This is a genomic window from Psychrobacillus sp. (assembly GCF_056205495.1).
The window spans coordinates 1-5,285 of the sequence record NZ_JBAEAP010000329.1; the positions used below are offsets into that span (position 1 = coordinate 1).

Genomic DNA, 5,285 nt, shown 5'->3' on the forward strand with positions numbered 1-5,285 from the left:
AGCACAATAGAACAATGGTGGCTCATGTCCTGCTGAAGCATAAGTGAATTCACTCAGTGCTGTATCGTATGTCCCGTAAAACATCGATATAAACATCGAATCACTAACACTTTTTTCAACAATTCGATTGATGATATCTAAAACAACTACTGGATCAGTGTCTGGACCATCCAAACTATCCATACCATATTTAATCATGGACATACAAAGAGCTGCAGGTATCCCTTTACCAATAACATCAGCCACTGCGATACCTATTGCATGGTCATTACTCAAGAAGTGAGTATAATCTCCATTCATTTCTTTAGCCGGAACAGAGATTAGCCCAATATCCAAGTTATTCATGTTTGGGATTTTGGATTTAAGCAGTGTTTGCTGCACATTAGTTGCCAATTCCATTTCCATTTTGAAATTTTGCTGTTTTTCAATAAGTGTTTGATGTTCTTTTAAGGCCAAGCCATATCTAATCATAACTTCTATCAAAAAATCAAACGAATGAGATACCTCTTCCGGTAAATCAGGCATAATCTCTTCCAAAGAAGCCTTATGTATACTGATTACTTCCTCCGGAGAAATACTTTTTTGTATGAGCTCTCTACTAACATTTTGACCTTCATATAAATTATGCTCCGTTTGACTTAACGTATACTGTCTCAAAATTTCCTTATACTGTTTTTTAAATTGTTGAGGCATTTATCTTACCTCCTACCTTAACCACTTAGTGGCAATAATTGTTGTCCCATCTCCAACTGCAGTTTCGATTTTGAAATCGTCCATTAGTCGTTTCACCCCTGGTAACCCTGCTCCCAAGCCTCCTGAAGTGGTATATCCATCTTCCATCACTTTACGGACATCAGCAATACCAGGTCCTTCATCAGCAGCAATAATCAAAATCCCTTTTTGATTACCTTCTACAATTTGTTTGATCTCAATATTTCCTTTTCCAGCGTATAAATATATATTTCGAGCGAGTTCGCTAATAGCTGTCGTAATTCTTGCTTGGTCAACTGTTCCGAAACCAGCATCTTTTGCTTCGTTTCTCCCCAGTTGCCTTGCAGCTACTATATCCCACTCACTTATAATGTGAACAGAAGACTTCATATTCATATGGATTAGTCCTCCAATTCTCGTTCAAGTTTTTCCAATCCATTTTCTAAGTCTAAAGCAGTTACTACATTCTCAAGTCTAATTCCTAACTCGATTAATGTGATTGCAACGGCCGGTTGTATTCCCGTTATCACTACTTTAGCTCCCATTAGACCTGACATATTAATGACGTCTCCAAGGACTTTAGCGATAAAAGAATCAATAAAGTCTATCGGTGTTAAATCTAAAACTACTCCCCTAGCAGCTGTCGTATGCAGCTTGTCCAATAAATCCTCTTGAAATGACAAAGCAGTTTGATCATCTAGCTCCCATTGTATGGATACAATTAAACAATCCCTTAACTTCAAAATTGGAATTCGCGTCATCATTATGATTTCACCTCAACTATCGCTCTATTTGTTAGTGCCAATGCTTGTTCCACTCCACGTTGCAAAGTACTTGTTGTTGTAAAATCATTTAAATTAATACCAAGCGTTACAATTGTTTGAGCAATCTCTGGGCGAATTCCCACTAAGAAACACTTTGCCCCTACTAAACGAACTGCATCGGCAGCCTGAATAATATGATGAGCGACCATCGTGTCTACTACTGGAACTCCTGTAATATCCAATAACACTACTTCTGCACGATGCTTCACTACTCCTTGCAGTAAGTTTTCCATTATAAGCTTTGCACGCTCAGTGTCAATTGTTCCAACCAATGGCATCACTGAGATTTTCTCAAACACAGGAATAAGAGAAGCTGAAAGTTCCTGCAGTGCTATCTTTTGTAGGTTAACTGTTTTTTCCCACACAATAGAGTAAGCTTCTACAATTGTATGAGTAAGAGGCGTCAGCCAATTGTTCAAAATAGAGCGATAAGACTTATAATTATTTTCATTTAAATGTCCGGCACTTTCCATATCTTCATAGATAACTTCTGTAAAGTTAGTCAATGATTTTAAAACAAAAGATATGGACCATCCGTAGCGCACAATTTGTTCGGAAAAGTCGTTTAGCTTCCCTGTATAAATTTCCTGATCCTCAGTAAGACTCGATATCATTAATTCTCCAAATTCGCGTGCAGTATGGTCAATAACTTGATCTGACATAATTTGAAAAAAACGGTCATCTTTTTCGTCTTCCATTTTTACTTTCCATTTTTCCAATATTATATCGATATTATCGCGAATGTATGTAGCAATTTGTTTATTCATTTGGTTGTTCCCAGCTCCTCATTATTTAAATGGTAATTATATTGTAACGAATCTTATAAGAATTTACATCTATTATTATCTTTGCAGGCTTTTTATGCTGTTCAAAAGCAACATAATCTACTCTACCCACAGTAAATCATTTAAAAAAATCTATATAAATACCACTCTGTATGGTTTAATTTTGCAATTCTTATTTTAAATGAAAAATAATTTTCACTCTAAATGAAAACTCTCCGCATAACTCATATAAAAAGAAAATAAAAAAACACAATGCGTATTTGTCGGTTACACATTGCGTCTTGTCTATGTATTTAAAATTTTACGATTCCTAAACTGATGCCTAGTGCATGATCTACTTCTTCCATTACATCTTCATCTAAATGTGTAATTTTATCTGTAAGCCTCGACTTATCAATAGTTCGTAATTGTTCTAATAATATAACTGAATCACGTTCAAAATCATACTCTTTTGCATTGATTTCTACATGTGTTGGCAATTTCGCTTTTTGAATCTGAGCGGTAATTGCTGCCACAATTACAGTCGGACTAAACCGATTCCCGATATCATTTTGTATCACCAATACGGGTCTGGTTCCACCTTGCTCAGACCCGACTACTGGTGATAAATCTGCAAAAAAAACGTCCCCACGTTTTACGATCAAGTTTTCATCCTCCACTTACGAGTCGCTCTGTCGTATGTTGGGCTTCATATTCCGCATGTAGACACTCTGTACATATGGATAAGTTAATATGAGACATCTCAACATAGCCTTTCATCATAGCTTCTCTTATAAGATTTGCCTGGCCTTTCTTTATATATTCATTTGCATGTACACGAGCAACGCTTTCCCTACCTGGTAATGATTGTGTAGCTTGCTTTTCCTCATTACCCATTTGCATTGGAATCTCTATAAGCGCTTCTTTTTTCTTTTTATCACTTACCACAGCAAACACCTCCGACAAAACATTTCCCTATCTGACAATATACTTCATCTTACCATTACTGGGCGTGAAATAAAAGACATTATAAGAAATGGTTAGACAAATTATGCATGAAGAACTACGTTTTGTCGACAGTTTACTTGCGATAAATTCTAGGTATTCTAGTAGATAAGGTACAGCATACTTCATATGGAATCGTTTGAAGCGTTTTTGCCCATTCTTCAACCTCGATTTCCTCGTCTCCTTGTTTTCCTATTAAGACAACTTTTTCTCCGACTTTCGTTGGGCCCTCTAGACGTATCATACATTGATCCATACAAATCTTTCCGACGAACGGCATTCTTTTCCCTTTAACTAACACATGCTCTGTATGGAGTTTTCTAAGTAACCCATCCGCATAGCCAATTGGTAAAGTGCCAATCCATTCTTCAGTTTTAGCTGTATAGGACGCACCATATCCTATTGAATCTCCCTCATTAACCTTCTTTACATGTATTATTTCGGTATACAAAGAAAGAGGCTTTTCCAAAGGGAAAGGAAGATGGTGATTCAAAAATGGTGATGGAGCAATTCCATACATAGATATACCGAAACGGACTGCATCCCAGCTTTGACTAGGATGTTGCAGTGCAGCAGCACTATTGGAAGCGTGAATCATAGCAGGCTTCTGTTCAAATAATTCTAAAAAGGAGTTAAATTTTTTGACTTGCTTATTAAAATATTCGGTATCCTCATCGTCTGCAGTAGCAAAGTGGGTATAAGCACCCGTGATTTCTAAGTTACTAGATTCCTTTATAAAAGCTAGAGCTGTTTTCAGTTCTTCTTTTTTTGAGAAACCTATTCTCCCCATACCACTATCTATTTTAATATGGATTTTCACATTGCTTTTAAACTCTTTTGTAGCAAAAATCCATTCACATGAATAAGCTGTAAGAGTAATATTCTGGGCGTTAGCCTCCGGTAAAAAAGAAGGTGGTGCTGCTCCCAAAACAAGAATCTCAGCATTTATGCCAGCTCCTCTTAGATGTAATGCTTCCTCGGGAGTGGCTACAGCAAGCATAGAAGCACCTGATTGAAGAGCAGCTTGTGCTACCTCAATGTCTCCGTGTCCATATGCATTTGCTTTTACTACTGCAATTATTTGAGTAGAAGATGGTAAAGTCTCTTTTAACCGCTCTATATTAGTTTGTATTGCTAGTAAATCTATATCTATAAAAGTTGGTCTATATAGCTTTTGTGACATGATTAAACCTCTTCTTCCAAGTCTTTAAAATTATTATGCTCCTTGGAAGAAGAGGTCGTCAACCTATAATCACTTTAATTCAGTAACTGTCATCGAAGCTGCTACCTCAATCATTTCCTCTTTAGTTAGTGAAGAGGAGGCAATAAAGAACGACATCCCATCTTGTTCCCAGCTAATAGATTGATCTGTAACCGCTCCTATTGCCACACCTAAATCAACTGGATCACCAGGCGCAAACACCGGAATAGTAGAAGGCATTGATGCATCGCTCAATTGTTGGATGACTGTAAAATCCTTGTCTCCTCCACTAAAAGTCAGTACTACTCGTTTTTGATTTTCTAATTGTATAACCTTCTCTTCCATTAGATGAGTATCTTCCCATTTAATAACTGGGTAGTGCGTTTCAAAGTCTCTATTTTCTAACTCAGCTGATGCCTCGACTGTATTTCCTTCAGCCTGAGCAGCAGGTGTTTGTTCAATTTTATAGTCTCCAGCAGCTCGTGTTTTTCCTAAAGAGACTTTATCAAACTTAATATGAATCTGTTCTTCTTGATTTTCATTTAATATCGAAACGTCTGTTGGTAACATCGTCTTTTTGTCGATATAGATTTTTTGAGTCGGAAGCATATTTTTGTGATTATTAGTAGTTTTAGCTTCAAATACATATTTATTTCCTTCTTCTTTAAATGTAGCAGCTTTATCTTTCTTAATGTCCTCTGCTGACGAGCCGATTAAAAACGCTTGGGTATTTTCTGAAGGCCCCTTACTTTGCAATTTCTAAGTTTTGTTAAGGGCAGG

The 5,285-nt window shown here is 36.8% G+C and carries 8 protein-coding genes; all 8 read right to left on the bottom strand.

The genetic code is table 11. From position 1 onward, the window contains the following. The coding region (locus AC06OU_RS09685) for a phosphatase RsbU N-terminal domain-containing protein (protein ID WP_475855469.1) at positions 1-693 on the bottom strand (693 nt) is incomplete at its 3' end. Positions 694-705: 12 nt separating this feature from the next. Further along, positions 706-1,107, bottom strand: a complete 402-nt coding sequence (locus AC06OU_RS09690; protein ID WP_169360985.1) for an anti-sigma regulatory factor — start codon at positions 1,105-1,107, stop codon at positions 706-708. Between the two features lie 5 nt (positions 1,108-1,112). Continuing rightward, positions 1,113-1,475 carry an STAS domain-containing protein gene (locus AC06OU_RS09695; protein WP_169360984.1) on the bottom strand — a complete coding sequence of 121 codons (363 nt, stop codon included), beginning with the start codon at positions 1,473-1,475 and terminating at the stop codon, positions 1,113-1,115. Continuing rightward, on the bottom strand, positions 1,475-2,302 hold the full coding sequence (locus tag AC06OU_RS09700) for an RsbT co-antagonist protein RsbRA (RefSeq protein ID WP_298471356.1): 828 nt from the start codon (positions 2,300-2,302) through the stop codon (positions 1,475-1,477). The genes AC06OU_RS09695 and AC06OU_RS09700 overlap by 1 nt, the downstream gene beginning before the upstream one ends. A 311-nt stretch (positions 2,303-2,613) precedes the next feature. Further along, a complete protein-coding gene (locus AC06OU_RS09705) occupies positions 2,614-2,964 on the bottom strand; it encodes a type II toxin-antitoxin system PemK/MazF family toxin (protein ID WP_144539613.1) in 351 nt (116 codons plus the stop codon). Between the two features lie 4 nt (positions 2,965-2,968). Next, entirely contained in the window at positions 2,969-3,247 is a 279-nt protein-coding gene (locus AC06OU_RS09710) for a transcriptional regulator (RefSeq protein ID WP_445678174.1), read from the bottom strand. A gap of 133 nt (positions 3,248-3,380) precedes the next feature. Next, positions 3,381-4,487, bottom strand: a complete 1,107-nt coding sequence (gene alr, locus AC06OU_RS09715) for an alanine racemase (protein ID WP_475855471.1) — start codon at positions 4,485-4,487, stop codon at positions 3,381-3,383. A 69-nt stretch (positions 4,488-4,556) separates the two neighbouring features. Continuing rightward, complete coding sequence (locus AC06OU_RS09720; RefSeq protein ID WP_475855473.1) at positions 4,557-5,261, bottom strand: outer membrane lipoprotein carrier protein LolA; 705 nt, start codon at positions 5,259-5,261, stop codon at positions 4,557-4,559. Positions 5,262-5,285: the final 24 nt, after the last annotated feature.